This is a genomic window from Arthrobacter sp. CAU 1506 (genome assembly GCF_005047635.1).
Taxonomy (GTDB): domain Bacteria; phylum Actinomycetota; class Actinomycetes; order Actinomycetales; family Micrococcaceae; genus Crystallibacter.
On record NZ_SUKC01000018.1, the window covers coordinates 37,289 to 51,230 of the forward strand.

General features: G+C 60.6%; 10 protein-coding genes. 5 read left to right on the top strand and 5 right to left on the bottom strand.

The genetic code is table 11. From position 1 onward, the window contains the following. Positions 1-230: 230 nt before the first annotated feature. From E4J89_RS16895 to E4J89_RS16915, 5 genes are read left to right on the top strand one after another with little or no spacing between them, the layout of a single operon-like run. On the top strand, positions 231-1,199 hold the full coding sequence (locus E4J89_RS16895) for an ABC transporter substrate-binding protein (RefSeq protein ID WP_136787389.1): 969 nt from the start codon (positions 231-233) through the stop codon (positions 1,197-1,199). Between the two features lie 9 nt (positions 1,200-1,208). Continuing rightward, the gene (locus E4J89_RS16900) at positions 1,209-1,991 is read left to right on the top strand and encodes an ABC transporter permease subunit (protein ID WP_136787390.1); all 783 of its coding nucleotides are present in this window, start codon (positions 1,209-1,211) and stop codon (positions 1,989-1,991) included. After that, positions 1,988-2,815 (top strand): ABC transporter permease, encoded by an 828-nt coding sequence (locus tag E4J89_RS16905; RefSeq protein WP_136787391.1) that lies wholly within the window; start codon positions 1,988-1,990, stop codon positions 2,813-2,815. The genes E4J89_RS16900 and E4J89_RS16905 overlap by 4 nt, the downstream gene beginning before the upstream one ends. Positions 2,816-2,826: 11 nt before the next feature. After that, positions 2,827-3,642, top strand: coding sequence for an ABC transporter ATP-binding protein (locus E4J89_RS16910; RefSeq protein WP_205754526.1), 816 nt, complete (start codon positions 2,827-2,829; stop codon positions 3,640-3,642). Positions 3,643-3,672: 30 nt separating this feature from the next. Then, positions 3,673-5,970 carry an arylsulfatase gene (locus E4J89_RS16915; RefSeq protein WP_136787393.1) on the top strand — a complete coding sequence of 766 codons (2,298 nt, stop codon included), beginning with the start codon at positions 3,673-3,675 and terminating at the stop codon, positions 5,968-5,970. Between the two features lie 1,419 nt (positions 5,971-7,389). Here the strand turns inward: E4J89_RS16915 and E4J89_RS16925 are convergent. Genes E4J89_RS16925 through E4J89_RS16945 form a run of 5 tightly spaced genes read right to left on the bottom strand, consistent with a single transcriptional unit; the run spans position 7,390 to position 13,910 of the window. Further along, entirely contained in the window at positions 7,390-7,827 is a 438-nt protein-coding gene (locus E4J89_RS16925) for a DUF4913 domain-containing protein (RefSeq protein ID WP_136787394.1), read from the bottom strand. 15 nt (positions 7,828-7,842) lie between these two features. After that, positions 7,843-9,612: a type IV secretory system conjugative DNA transfer family protein gene (locus E4J89_RS16930; RefSeq protein ID WP_136787395.1), complete on the bottom strand. Its 1,770-nt coding sequence runs from the start codon at positions 9,610-9,612 to the stop codon at positions 7,843-7,845. Beyond that, positions 9,609-11,207 (bottom strand): DUF87 domain-containing protein, encoded by a 1,599-nt coding sequence (locus E4J89_RS16935; protein ID WP_205754524.1) that lies wholly within the window; start codon positions 11,205-11,207, stop codon positions 9,609-9,611. Before E4J89_RS16935 ends, E4J89_RS16930 begins: the two co-directional genes overlap by 4 nt. Further along, positions 11,207-12,715 carry an SCO6880 family protein gene (locus E4J89_RS16940; RefSeq protein ID WP_136787397.1) on the bottom strand — a complete coding sequence of 503 codons (1,509 nt, stop codon included), beginning with the start codon at positions 12,713-12,715 and terminating at the stop codon, positions 11,207-11,209. Before E4J89_RS16940 ends, E4J89_RS16935 begins: the two co-directional genes overlap by 1 nt. Then, the gene (locus E4J89_RS16945; protein ID WP_240691953.1) at positions 12,702-13,910 is read right to left on the bottom strand and encodes a hypothetical protein; all 1,209 of its coding nucleotides are present in this window, start codon (positions 13,908-13,910) and stop codon (positions 12,702-12,704) included. The genes E4J89_RS16940 and E4J89_RS16945 overlap by 14 nt, the downstream gene beginning before the upstream one ends. Positions 13,911-13,942: the final 32 nt, after the last annotated feature.

The following is a 13,942-nucleotide window of genomic DNA, read 5'->3' on the forward strand; positions in this document are numbered from 1 at the left end:
CACGGTAACGGGAAGACCTGATCTGGCGCCCTCAACACCCCATTGGGTAACGTGCGGCTTTGGGTCCACTCACCGGACCAGAAGATTTTGGCTTCCGCAGGGGTCTGGTCATACTAATGGCCGATGCACCGTGAAGTGGATCACCAATTCCTTCGGTTGTTTTCGCCACGGCTCCATTCCCCACACGGACTGCTCACACCCACACACCCGTCCCACGCTAAGGACTCCATATGAAGCTACGCATATACCGCGCCCTGGCCGTATCCGCGACTGCCGTCCTCATCGCAACCGCTTGCGGTAACGCTGACACTTCAGAAGGGAGTGGATCCGACGTTGAAGTGCTAAAAGTCAGCACGCTGGGTTCCATGGCGGATGCAGCCCTACAAATCGCCATCGACAAAGGCTACTTCGCGGAAGAAGGAGTAAGGATCGAAACTACAGTGATATCGGTCCCGCCGGCCGCGGTTGCTGCTGTACAGAGCGGCGAGGTTGACATTTCATACCTTCCAGCAGTTCCGCTCATCAATGCCGTGTCTCAGGGAATCGGTCTCACTGCCGTCGCAGGTGCCGATGAACTGCCAGAGGAAGACACCGAGAAGTACGACGACGGGGCCATAGTTGCGAGCCCCGATAGTGGAATTGAATCCTTTGCTGACCTCGAGGGCAAGAAAGTCGCGGTGCCGGCGCGGAGCGGCCAGTTCGAAATGGTCATCACTGACGCTCTGATCAAGGCAGGGGTGGACCCGGAGACAGTCGAGTGGGTCGCCTTGGATTTCAGCGCGGCGATTGAAGCGGTCAAGAACCACAGCATCGATGTCGCTTCAATGACCAGCCCCTTCACTGCCCAGGCTCTTGATGATGGCATGAAATTATTGGGGACACCCTCAACAACAGCTTTCGGACCTGGCGCTGGTGGCATGTATGTAGCTTCCGACCAAGTCGTAGAAGACAAGACCGAAGCACTAGAGAAATTCCGCAGGGCGATCTACAAAGCAAACGCCTACGCAAACGAGCACGTGGATGAGACAGTCGCTTTGGGCATCGAAATAGCCGGATTCGATGTCGATCCCTCTCAGGTGACGCCCTTGTACTGGGCGACGGACCTAGAGCCGAATGACATCGATTCACGAGCCAAGTTGATGGCGGATTTGGGCTTCCTGAAGGGGCAGCCCGGCACGTCCGTTTCAATCATGGAGTAGCGACTTCTAATGCTAAAGCTCTCTCGTCCACCTCGTTTGGTATTTGGAATCGTCAGTGTTGTCTTCTTCTTGGCAGCGTGGGAAGTAATCGCATGGTCCGGTTTGCTTGGTTCTTCAGTTCCGGCAATGTTCACGACCTTGAGTCATACTTTTGAGTTTCTTGGCCAGGCCAACAGTTGGGCCGTCATTGGGGAGACCGTGGCAATGGCTTTATCTGGGCTACTCTTGGCCATCGTCGCGGGGGTTGCGTTGGGAATCTTGATTGGCTTGTCTGCCACTGTAAGGCATGGCAGCAAGGTGATAGTTGAGTTTTTAAAGCCAGTGCCCCCGATAGTCATCCTCCCTGTGGTCGTGCTAGTTCTCGGACCAACCATGGGAATGGGCGTCTTCTTGGTATTTATAGGTTGCGTTATCCCAATCCTCGTGCAGACCGCGGCCGGTGTTGTGGACACGGATCCAGTAGCCCTGGACAGCGCTCGTTCCTTCGGAATCGGAAAGCTGGAAACCACTCTCAAGGTTGTCTTGCCCTCGGCGATGGCATTTATTGGCAGTTCGATTCGAATTACTGCACCTATCGCCTTGGTTGTCGCTGTCGTTGCAGGATTGTTCGGAGGAGGGCCAGGATTGGGGCGCCTACTGATGCGCGCGGCATCTTCAGGACAGCAAACTGAGGTGTTTTCAATAGTGCTCGTGGCGGGGATGCTTGGTCTCCTTTTTCAGAGCATCAGTGTCGTCGCTGAGCGGCGAGTTCTACATTGGCATCCGTCCCAGAGAGTCGAGGAAACTCGATGAGAGTCCTACTGGCTACTGACACAACATCGAACAAGCGCCAGCGTGGCATCCCGCGTCGGGCACTTCATATCTGCCTGGAAATTGGCGTACCTATCGTCTTGTTGGCCGCCTGGTTCATCTCTTCTCAGAGGTCATCGAACCCGTTCTTCCCTCCACTGGCAGAAATCCTGAATCGATTCCACGAACTTTGGCTGTTCGACCATCTGCACAGCGACGTCGTGCCCAGCATGTCCAACCTGGTTCTGGGATTTGCCATTGCTGTTTTGTTGGGCGTCATCGGCGGTGTTCTGCTGGCGCTTATGCGACCAATCGCATGGTTGGCGGACCCCCTGATCCACTTCTGGCGCGCGGTACCCCCGGTAGCCCTCGTGCCGATCTTCGTTGCGACCCTTGGCTATGGCAACGAGACCCGTCTTGTGAGCATTGTTGTAGCCGCGGTGTTTCCAACACTGATTGCCACAGTGGATGGACTGCGTTCAGTAGATTCCGGCCTCAGGGACGTAGGGCGCGCCTACAACCTGACCTTCAGTGAACGACTACTGGTCGTGAATCTTCCGGCAGCAAGTCCCATGATCATGGCAGGCGTACAAATCAGTCTGCAAAGTGCATTCGTTGTCATGATTGCCAGCGAAATGATGGGGACGTCGACTGGTATCGGAGCCATGACCTTGCTTGCCCAGCAATCCTACGCAAGCGCCGACATGTGGGCGGGAATTCTGTTGCTCGGCACTATTGGTTATGCGGCCAATGCTCTCTTCGAGATGGCTAGGGCGCGCATCCTGAGCTGGTACTTTAAAGCACAAAAACAAGGAGCGGCATCGTGAGCAAGGCGTCCATAGAATCTTCCTCGTTTGCGAACATACAAGCCAGGTTCACCAATCGCCCGGTGCGCCTTTCAGTAGAAGGCCTCGCTAAAAGCTACGGCAGCGGTGAGTCAAGGGTAGAAGTAATTGAGGATCTATCTTTTGAGGTCCATGCAGGGGAGATCGCCTGCATTGTCGGCCCATCCGGAGTCGGTAAAACGACCCTGCTGAAGTGCCTGGCCGGGTTGCATCCGCTTACGGCGGGTTCCGCAGCGATCGACGGGAGGACGATACAAGGACCGCCGGCAGAAATGGCTCTCGTCTTTCAAGACTACTCGCGTTCCCTCATGCCATGGCTGACAGCTCGGCAGAACATCAGACTCCCGCTGCGGCATCTCAAGCTTGGCACGACAGAGGAAGCATCCAGGCTGGACGAGGCCCTGGAAGTGGTTGGTCTGGCACATGCTGGAAGCAAATATCCCTGGCAGCTGTCCGGCGGCATGCAACAACGTGTGGCGATAGCCCGCGCTCTCGCTTATCGGCCAGAAGTGCTTGTGATGGACGAGCCGTTCGCTTCAGTAGATGCACAAACCCGATTCGAGTTGGAGGATCTCTGCCTTCAAATTCGCCAAGACTACGATATGACGATTGTCGTAGTCACCCATGACATTGACGAGGCGGTCTATCTTTCGGATCAAATCGTCGTTATCGGCCAGAAGCCGGCCATCGTCACGGAGATACTGCCGGTCAGCTTCCCCGAACCACGCAGCCAGTTCAGCACACGGGCGTTGCCAGCGTTTGCGGAAGCGCGCACTCATGTGCTTCAGCTCATCCAACAGGCCCGGTAACCACACACCGAACTGACATTCGAGGATTCGATGAACTCACGAGCCCGCAAGAACGCCTTTCCAGGAACCATCCGTGAAACGGCTTCCGAATCTGTACCGGATTGGCCGACGTCTCCCAAGCCTCCCGTAGGAGCGCCAAACGTCATCATCGTGCTTGTAGATGACTTGGGATTCAGCGACATCTCTCCGTACGGAGCAGAAATCGCTACACCTCATGTAGAAGGCCTTGCGGAGAGCGGCTACTTGCTGACCAACTACTACACCGCGCCAGTTTGTTCACCGGCTAGAGCATCTTTGATGACGGGACTCAACCCACATTTCGCGGGTTTTTCAACGGTGGCGCATGGAGACCCAGGGTATCCAAACAGTCGGTTGGAACTGCCGGAGGACGCTCCTACGATTGCCGAGAGCTTTCAAGCCGCCGGTTATGCGACGTTTATGGTCGGAAAATGGCACCTCACCAAGGAGTCCAAACTACACGACGGAGCAACCAAAGAATCGTGGCCCTGTCAGCGAGGGTTTGACCGCTACTACGGATGCATGGATGCCTTCACACAACTGTTCCATCCGCATCGGCTAATTCGGGACAACAGTCCGGTGCCGATAGACCAGTACCCGGAAGACTATTTCCTTACCGATGACCTGACTGACCAGGCCGTGGATATGATCCGGACGTTGAAAGCATCCGATGCTGAGAGGCCTTTTTTTCTATACTACTCGCATCATGCAGTCCATGCGCCGTTGCAAGCGAAGCCAGCTGATATGGATAAGTACCGGGGGATGTATGAGGCCGGATGGGGCGAAGTGCGACACCGGCGCTTTTCCGAACAGCTGCGCCGGGGCTTGTTTCCTGAGGGAACGGCGTTGCCAAAAGCATCAGAACCGGGTTATGAAGTCGCTCCGTGGGAGGAGCTCGACGAGGATGAGCGACTTCGCTTCGCACGGTACATGGAGGTGTATGCTGCCGCCGTCGATAATGTGGACCAAAACCTTGGAAGACTCATCGAATATCTGCGAGCCAGCGAACAATACGACAACACCATTATCGTATTTACCTCCGATAACGGCGCGTCGGGCGAAGGCGGAAGCCGAGGTACCCGTAGTTACCTCAGTAAATTTATCGATGTGCCGCAGCCTCCAGCTGATTGGGAGGTGGACGTGCCCTCGGAACTGGATTTATTGGGTGGAGCGTTCTCTTCCGTCCACTATCCGCGTGGGTGGGCCAGTGTTTCCAACACGCCCTTTCGCTTTTACAAGGGGCATACTTTTAATGGCGGCGTACGAGCGCCGCTGGTAGTCTCTTGGCCGTCAGGGCTTCCGCGTCGGACAGGCGACGACGGTCTACGCAACCAGTTCGCCTATGTTTCCGACGTCGGGCAGACAGTTCTGAACCTGGCCGGTGTCCCCATGCTTCGCGGCAGGAAAAATATTGACGCCCACCCCCCTCACGGCAGATCATTCGCTCCTTGGCTACGAGACGCTAGCGCTCCGCAGACTCGTTCAGAGCAGTACTCTGAGTTCCTGGGTCACCGTTTCTACATATCGAAAGGGTGGAAGCTGGTGACTCTACATCCCTTCGGGACAAAGCTCACTGATGATGAATGGGAACTGTACGACCTCAACTCGGATCCCACGGAGACCAGGAACATTGCAAGTCAATATCCAGAAATGGTATCTGCGCTGAGCAGCGAATGGCTCGCAGCAGCGTGGGAGAATCAGGTATTTCCCATCGATGACGGGTCAATGTCCTGGTTCCGGCCCGACACCGAAGGCGTCCTTGAAAAGCCAATCGTCCTGGAGCGCACTCTCGCGCCCATGGAGCGTTACCGTTCCAGTAAGTTGACGAACCTGCGCTCCTTCGTCATTACTGCCCGAGTGGAATCAGGGAACGGGGTTTTGGTGGCTCACGGCGACCAGAGCGGTGGTTACGTTATCTTCGTTGAAGACAATATGCTCTGTCTTACTTATAACGAATACGGCCGCTGCCACCGACTTCGAGAACCGATGGACAGCGCGGCCGAAGCCAACGTAGAAGTACATTTCAACTCGTGCCCTGATTTTCGCTGGGAAATCACCATACTCATTGATGGGCAAGAGAAGGCGCGACTGGGCCCTGTCATGGCGCTCTTTGGGTTGGCGCCGATGACAGGAATCAGCGTTGCGGCAGATCAAGGAGGCCCCGTTGACGCTGAGTTAGCTGCACGCCGAGGTCACTTCCCTTGGACTGAGGAGCATCTGAGAGTTGCGTATCACCCTGGGGCTAAGGCGGACTACAATACGGAAGTACTAGTGGCCCTAAAGGAGAATATGGAGAGAGTTTTCGACTAGCAGATACCTTGGCCGGCCCCATATGTGCATGGGGCAATGGATATAGTTTAGACACCAATCCTGTGCTGGATGTTGCCCTAGTGCGTTTCGCCGAAGGTGTCCTGTTACTGCATAGGCTCAAGTATGAGGATGCGGTATGGCGCCCCGGTTCATCGTGAGGCCTCTACTCAGAGCCGCTACCGCAGACCTTCCTGCCGGCTTGCTGCTTTCCCTATGCGGCCGACAGCTCTTGGCGCTATGTCGGTGAACAGGTGCGCCCGCCCGGAAACGTGTCCGTCAGCGTACCGCGCGTCGTAGAAGCTGTCCCCGTCGGCTTCCCAGACTTCGATCCTGGCGCCTGGGATCGGGATGTCGTCGGTTTCTTTCACGGTGCCTTCGACCCCGCAGGGCTGGCTCGGGACGCCGCCGGGGAATCCGAATGGCCCAGTGGTGACCGAACATCTGACCTTGCTCGGCGCCACCCGGCCGGCGCTTTACTTGCCGTTGCTGCTGATCCCGGTGATCCTGACCGGGCTTCCGCTCCTGATGCCCGGGAAAGTGGAAGGGTATGTCCATCGCCGCAACTGGTCTCGTGGCAGTCTTTCCCTGGATTGGATTGGCGTCCATCGGCTGGTTCTACGTGCCGGCCCTGATCGCCTTAGCCTGCGCCCTCCTGACCCGGCCAGCGGAGAGACATACTGCGCATTCTTGAGACGAATATTCACGGCGATGGTCGCTCTCCTGCCAAGCGAGCCACGCCGATGCTTTGGCCATCGGGGAACCGGGCATAAAGCACAAACCTTCGTCCATCAGCATTGTCATTGGCCCAGTCAAGGGCTTCATAAACGTCACGCACATCGGTGAGCAGCCATTCGTCGCTTCCGTCAGCCACCACACGGCCGCTTCCGGCCCCCAAAAGTCAACCCGGTAATCAGGGTTCGTTTAGAGGGATGACTCAACCCGCGGATTGATTGGACTTGCGTCCACTGCTGCTGTCCTGTTCTCTCGATGGCGATCATGGAAGCGTACTTGCCCCCCAGCGGGGGATACCCCCTTGGACCCGCGCCAGCGGTACCGGTGGTGATAGTAAATTTTTTGCTGACAGGTTGGAAAGTCTTTCTTGAGACAACTCCCGCGCGGCTGCTGGGATGCAGGGCTATTGATGCGGGGTTATTCGCCAAAGAGTCTAGATACAAACCGGACGGCCCCACCGAAGCTGCCGGCGAGGGTGCTCGGCAACGGTGCAACAGCCTGTTCACTTTTGCCGGGTGTCTTGGGGGGCCAAGGGTAGAGGCCAGCTGCCAACAACCGGGGGCAATCCTGCTGGGTATCCACCGCTGCTGCTGAGGGAGCTCCCCAACGGCTTCCGATTTTCCAGCCGTGGATAACCCGGATTGCCCCCAACCATCGACAGCTTAGAGTCACCTGGTTCTGCCAGAGCTACTTCTCCTGAACCCGCACGTCTGGGAACCAATCTTCCGGGGCTTTTTTTGGTTCCAGGTGTTGGGGTTCGCGGTGTTCTTTCATATCGCAGTTGTAGAACGGTCCTTGTGGGTCCAGGAGGACCCTCATGTGGTGGTCTGCATGGTCACGCCACCAGACACTCATGCCGGTGGCCGGATCGAGGCGCAGGTGCTCCCAGGATCGCCACATCGCCGCAACACGTGAGACTGCTTCGGGGTGGAAGTACCACTCGATGCACCATTTCGCTGATTTCCCGGTGACGCTGCGGACATAGGTGGGCAGCAGCTGTTCATGCAGGAATTCTTCGGCCGAACCGTAGACAAGCTCCGCTGTCTCCCCGGCCTTTCCGTCCCCGCTCTGGCTGGCAGCGGGGGCGGGGGCGTCGGTATCGAATAATCCGAAATCATCTTCCACGAGGGAGGCGCTTCCTTACTTCGTGACCCAGGGATTAGCGTCCGGCACGGCCGGGACCGGGACTGGCTCAACTTCGGGCTGCCGGCTGTACTTCCGGACGGACGCTTCCACGGCTTCCTTGTGCGGGCCCGTGTACCAGGGCAGGGTGCGCACCAGCGTTGCCGGCGCCCCCGAAGCGAGGACCACCGCCCGGCCGCGGTCGAGCTCAGCGAGATTGGAGACATCGAAAATGCGTTCCTTGCCCTCCTGGCGGGAGCGGCTGGACCCGGACTTGCCGGAAGAGACAGAGACATTGATGTAGCTGTAGTCCCCGACCAAATCCGAGAGCGCCCGGAGGAATCCCTCTTCAGCCACGCCGCCGCCGTAAACCTTCACGTTCGCGGCGGACCAGATCTTGCGCATGTTCGCCTCGCCCCAAAGTTCGACGCCCTGGGACCAAGATTGCAGGATGCCCATCACGATCAGGCCCTTGGAACCGTAGTGGCTGAACTGGTCAGGCAGCCCGGCCCAGCGGACCACGTTCGCCAGCTCATCGAGGGCGAACAGTGCAGGCTTGGGCAGTCGGCCGCCGCTGCGCTCGGCGCGTTCTTCCATCGCCTCGGCAATGGCCACCGTCAAGGCGGTGGTGAGCGGGGCCGCCGAGCCGGCCCCTTCCTTGGAGAGGATGTAAATCGTCTCCTGTGAGGCAGCAAACGCGTGCGGATTGAACCGGCGGCGCCTATCCGCGGCCACGCCCGCGCCGCGGGTCGGGGCTACCCACCGCAGCGTGTTCCTGCTCTTGAGGCACTGAATCATTTTCTCGGCCGTGCCGAAGATACCGTCCCTTTGTTTGTCTGCCAGTTCCAGCGTCGACTCCAGACCTTTGTACTGCAGCTCGTAATCGTGCTGTTTGAGGATGTTGATGGGTTCGCGGTTTACCTGCTCCGTCACCCACAGGTAGACCTGGGTGATGGCCAGCCCGCCCAGCGCTGCCGCGAGGAAGTACGAGGAAAGAATGTCTTCGGCTTTGGGATCGAAGTAGGCATCCGGCTTGGACCCCGGGACCCGCGAACCGACCGAGAAGTGCTGGGTGAGCTTGTAGGCCTTCTCTTCGTCCGTGACGTAGGAGAGCGGGTTCCACCACCAGTGAGGTTCCTCCTGGGCGATTTTCTGCGGATCGAACACCCACACCGGAGCCGTGGCCTCGCGGACGCCACGGGTGCCGTCCACGACGTCGCGCTTATTGGACGTGGAGACCACGGCGCCGGGTGCGTTCAGGATGGCGGGCATCACCCGGGAGGTCGACTTACCTGTTCGGGGTCCCCAGATGTCGAGGCTGAGGTCTTCCCAGGACTGGACGAATTTCCGGCCGGTGGAAACGACCTTGCCGACGACGATGCCGGGGTTGTCTTTGATGCCCAGCCGTTCGGCCTTGGCCTGCGCTCCCTTTTCGGAGAACGCGGCCAGCGACTTCCCCCGGCCCAGGTAGCGGGCGGCCTTGTCGACCCGGGCACGCTTGGACGCACCCTGCCGCCACGCCACCAGCACGACGACGGCCAGCGCCAGAACTAACCCCACCAGCACGCAGACGACGACGGTGGACTGGACGGGCCAGGGCACCTTGCCCTTAATGAGCCCAACGATCAGGTCAACCGGGTGGGCCGGCGGTGCCTCGATGCCGGCCATCCAGGATCCGATTTGCGCGGCGGCGTACGTGCCGCCACCGAAGACGACGATAAAGCCGATGGCCAGCCACACGAGGATGGCGTCCCCGAGGCCCATGCCTTTGCGGTTCGGTGCGCTCACAGTGAGCCTCCTTCAGTCGGCAGGACGGGTGCGGTCGGGTCCATGATCGGTTCCGGGGAGCCGTGCCATTTCCCGTCGGTGTCGTTGACCCCATCCGGGCCGTGCTCCACCGAGGTCAGCCCCACCTGGACCGGGATACCCGGGCGGCCGCCGACCTTGATGAGAAACTTCCCACGCCCTGGCGGCTCGACGTCCACACCGCGGGAGTCCCACGCGGGCGGATCCTGCCAGGAAATGAGCTTTTGCTGCTCCTGCCGGGACAGAGGTATCGCGGAGGTCAGCAGAGGCATCTCTGAGGCGGGCAGGCCGCCGCAGATGACCATGCCGGAGCGTTCGACGAAGCCGCGGGCTTTCATCCGGTCCTCCTCGGCCGGCAGGGCCAGCAGGTCGGACATGGTGTGGGAGATCATGATCTGTCCGACGCCGACGGAGCGGTTGAGCCTGGTGAGGGCGTCGACCCGGTCAACCATGCCTTTCCCGGCGCGCAGGGCCCGCCACAGCTCATCCAGAACCACGAAGTAGTTCCGGCGTGGTTCCAGGCCCGCGTCGGCGAGGGCGTTGGCGACGTTCACGGTTCCGAATCCGTAAGACCAGCAGGCCAGCAGCACGGCGGCCTGCAGATCGGTTTCGGTTTCGTCGATGCTGGAGACATCGAAGACCACGGCGCGGTCCCGCTTCATCGGGTTAGTTGTCTGACGGGAGAAGATTTCGCCGAGCTTTCCTCCCCCGGTCAGGCCCAGCAGCGTTGCTTCCAGCGCCCGGGTTTCCTGCAGGTAGATGTTCATGTCGCCGCGGTCCAGTGCGACCTGCCGCAGTTCGTCGGGGGCGGAGACGATGACATCGAGCAGGTCTTTCAGGACCGGAATGCCGTCGAAGCGTTCATCGAGGACCCGCAGTGCCCGGTCCAGGATCGTTTGTTCCTGATCGGTGGGCGGGTTGTTCCGGCTGATGGTGATGAGGGAGACGACCATGGTCAGGCGTCGGCCGTGGGCGTCGGCCCGGACCCGGGTGGCGGCTTCGTGGTGGCCGTGTGCCTCGAGCAGCTGGGCCGCTTCGACGGCCTGGCCGGGGTCGAGGATGTTAAGGTAGCCGACGCCGCGGCCGAGCTTGATGACCTGCCCGCCCAAGGCCTTCACGGCTTTGACGTGCTCGCCTTTGAGGTCGCCCAAGATTAGCGGGTGCACGCCTTGGGCGGAGAGGCCGATGAACATCCGGCGCACCACCGTGGATTTTCCGAGGCCGGGTTTGCCGAGGATGAAGGCCGAGGGGTTGGAAATCAGCCGTGCGCGCTGGAACCAGCTGATCGGGTCACAGCACACCGTTGCCTGGGTTTCCTCGTGGCGGCCCAGCGGCACCCCAATCATGGGAGAGGATGCACCCGAAGAGAACGGCCACAGCCCGCAGACCTGAACCGTGGTTCCCCGGTACTCCCGCACGGACGGCAGGAGTTGGGCCATGCCGCCGCCCCGTCCGGTCCAGCCCCGCGAGCCAGGGCCAGCTTCCCGTGCAGGGCGCTTCAGCGTCTCGTCCGCCGGTGCTTTTGCTGTCTTTACTGTCTTTGACTTCTTTGCTGTCAAAAGCTTCAGGCGGGCCATTAGAGGGCGTCCTTAATCTCGGACGGCACCATGCTGTGCTTGGGCAGCACCAGCCCCAAGGGCAAGGACGCCGCGAACGCGGTGTCCTGGGAGCCGTAAGCGCGGCGCAGCAGCACGCGTGCGGTACCGGAAGTCTGCTCAATGGCAGCAACGGCGTCCGGCAGGCGTTCCTTGTCGGTGACGGTAGCGGTGACGACCATGCCGAAGTTCACCAGACCGGCGCCCTGGGCTTCTTCCTGGGCGGTCTGCACAGCAGAGCGGGCATCCACCAGCGCCCGTGCTGTCGGCCGGGTGCCCGAGGTGATGCGGACGTTGGCGTTGTTCTGGTCCCGCTCAACTACCGCTGCGGCACGGGCGGAGTCCATCGGACGGTAAAGCAGGGAGATGCGCTTGCGGTCAATGTCCCCGTGCGGGGCCAGAAGCCGGGAGAGGACGGAGGAGTTCACGGACCCGCGGGGAGCACCGGTCATGGTCCAGGAGGCAGAGAACGCGGAGTCGTGGCGGTAGTCGTCCCAACTGGCCTGCGTCGCGGTCGGGCCGACCTCGCCCCAGGTCAGCGACACCGGGGTGCCGGCCGCGTGGGCCTCATCAATGAGTAGCGCTGCGGGCGGGTCATAGGCGATCCGGACGACCTCGCAAAGTTCCTGCGCGGACATGGGCCGGGCGATCCCGGCCCCGGTGGACTGCAGCCGGGCCGACAGTCCCGGGATCCGCGAGGCCAGGTCGCGGGCGACATCCTCCGGGGTGCGCTTCTTCGAGCCCGCGCGCAGGGAGGCGTTGAAGGTCAGGGACACCCAGGCGCGGACCGTGGCTGATCCTTCCGGGTAGGTTTCGACGACCTCATGGAGCATGTCCTTGGCGAACTGAGGGGCGTCCGGGTCGATATTCAACGTGACCTCATTCCGCAGCCGGTAGCCGGAGTCCGGGGCGGTCTCCACGGTGACGGCGGCCGCGTCCAGGCCGGCCTCGTCGGCCAGACCGGCGAGCCAGCCGCCCCAGTTAGCGACCCAGGCATCAACCTGCTCCGGGTCCACCAGCGATGCCCCGTCGGGTTCGGTGGAGAAGACCACGGTGAAGTGGCTGGTGGCCGGGACGTGCAGCATGGCGAAGGTGCGCTTGTAGGAGTCGGTGAACTCGTAAAGAGTGGACTTCGCAGCCAGCCCTGGGAGCTGGTACATGCCCCACTCGGTCACGCCCAGCGGACCGGAACGGTACAGATTCGTTCCAGAGGACTTGGAAAGACGAAAGCTCATCCGGGTGCCGAAGCGGTCGATAACGGACTGACCGTGCTTGTCCTTGACCGTCAGCAACAAGGCAGCGGTCCCGGCCGCGGCCAGAACTCCCAGGCCAACGAGAAGGCCCCAGATCGCGAAGCTGACGATGCCCAGCAGGAGGCCGACCATGACAATCGCTGTGCCAATAGTGCCCAGGTTCGCCAGACCTGCTGAGCGCGGAACGCGCCAGTTGCCGTAGGACGGTTCCTTGTATTCGGTGTTAATTGCTGCCACTGGGGCCCTCCCCGGTTGAATCCTGCGCGGTCGTCTTGAGTGCCTCTGACGTCCTGGACGCCACCTGTACGCCGGTGGCTACGGCCATGGCGGCCGGGCCCGTCGCCGTGGCTCCCGTCGCGGCCCCAGTACCTCCGGCCGGTGCTGCTGGTCCCGCTTTGCCTGCGGTGCCGGCGGCTCCCCGCGGACTCGAAGAGCCAGGCGTTGGTTGCCCTCCCCCACCGCGGGGGCCTGAAGGTCCGGAACTGCCCTTGGGAGAGTTGCCTGTGTTCGTGTTGGTTGTGTTGCTGGTGCTGGCTGGGGTGGGCGCTGCATTGCCGCGTCCGCTGCCAACTCGGCCCATTGACACAGCCCCGGTGGCAAGGGCACCTACGGCGGCTCCTGCCGCTGCCCCACTGCCAGCGGCAACGGCTCCGACCATGGGGGTGACGAACCGCATCAGGGCTGGAAGCGCGAACAATGCCACGATCATCAACGTGAACCCGCTGATGGAACCCACCAGAGCGTCACGGCCGCTGGTGTTGCCCATCAGTAGAAACGCGACCGAGTACACGATGGCGGCAGCCGGCTTATAGAGAATGAAGGCGATGGTCCAGCCGACGGCCTTTTGGAACCATTGCCTGCCCATTTCCGTGTTCGTGAATGCGGCGGTGGTGGGCAGGATGCCAGCAAGGATCACCAGCATGCCGCTGCGGACAACCATCAGCACTATCTGAACCAAAGATGCGAGCAATCCAACCAGGCCCAGAACGATCAGAATGAACTGGGCGATACCGCTCTGACCGGTCATAACCAGGCCATTCATTGCCTCGGCAAAACCCTTACCGTCCGTGGACCGCTGGATGATCGCGGCCGCGAAGGTGTCGGCTGCGATCACCAATATGGCGATGACTCCCAGACCTAGTCCTGAAACCAGGGTGAGTGTGAGAAGTGACCGGAGTAAATCCTTTAGGGGCGCGCCGCGCTGTTCCCAGACCATCCGGATGCCGCCAATAATCACCGCAAGGACGGCCAGAGTCAGAGTCCAGGGCATCAGCTCACTGTTCACGGCGGATACCACGGGACTCGCTGCTGACCCGTCCTCACTGGTCAGGTTCACGGTCGGCATGGAAACCCAGAACGTGGATAACGTCGTCACCATCTGGCTCATGCCTTCAGTGATGGCCTTGCCCAGGTTGGTTATAGCGTCGTCCACGGCTCCTGATACCACGTTGCCGGCAACACACG

Excerpts from the sequence above, each read along its gene's own strand:
- E4J89_RS16905 (WP_136787391.1), top strand. The coding sequence starts at position 1,988 with ATGAGAGTCCTACTGGCTACTGACACAACATCGAACAAGCGCCAGCGT.
- E4J89_RS16935 (WP_205754524.1), bottom strand. The coding sequence starts at position 11,207 with ATGGCCCGCCTGAAGCTTTTGACAGCAAAGAAGTCAAAGACAGTAAAG.
- E4J89_RS16895 (WP_136787389.1), top strand. The coding sequence starts at position 231 with ATGAAGCTACGCATATACCGCGCCCTGGCCGTATCCGCGACTGCCGTC.
- E4J89_RS16915 (WP_136787393.1), top strand. The coding sequence starts at position 3,673 with ATGAACTCACGAGCCCGCAAGAACGCCTTTCCAGGAACCATCCGTGAA.
- E4J89_RS16900 (WP_136787390.1), top strand. The coding sequence starts at position 1,209 with ATGCTAAAGCTCTCTCGTCCACCTCGTTTGGTATTTGGAATCGTCAGT.